The 259-nt window shown below is 40.9% G+C and carries 1 protein-coding gene; it reads left to right on the forward strand.

Going from position 1 to position 259, the window contains the following annotated elements; genetic code table 11:
* The first annotated feature begins 24 nt into the window (after positions 1 to 24).
* Positions 25 to 204 carry a transposase gene (locus AABK37_RS42155; RefSeq protein WP_432557295.1) on the forward strand — a complete coding sequence of 60 codons (180 nt, stop codon included), beginning with the start codon at positions 25 to 27 and terminating at the stop codon, positions 202 to 204.
* Positions 205 to 259 lie beyond the last annotated feature (55 nt).

Here is a 259-nt window from a genome sequence, read left to right on the forward strand (position 1 = left end):
TATAGCAGAGTTCCTGAAAAAGTCGTGAAAAATGATTTTGTCTCCAAGGGTAGGTCGGTCAGTGACTTAAAAGTGCATCTGGTGTTGACAACAAAATATCGCCACAAAGTGTTTACGGGCGAGATGTTAACGCGATTGCACGTCATTCTCGAAGAACTATTAACCCAAGTTGCTAGTTATGCTTTAGAGGGTTCGCAGGCATAACATTAAAGCAATAAAATCCCCTCCAGAGTCAAAATCGGAGGGGTTTATGTTAAAT

Source organism: Tolypothrix sp. VBCCA 56010 (assembly GCF_050875635.1).
GTDB lineage: Bacteria > Cyanobacteriota > Cyanobacteriia > Cyanobacteriales > Nostocaceae > Hassallia.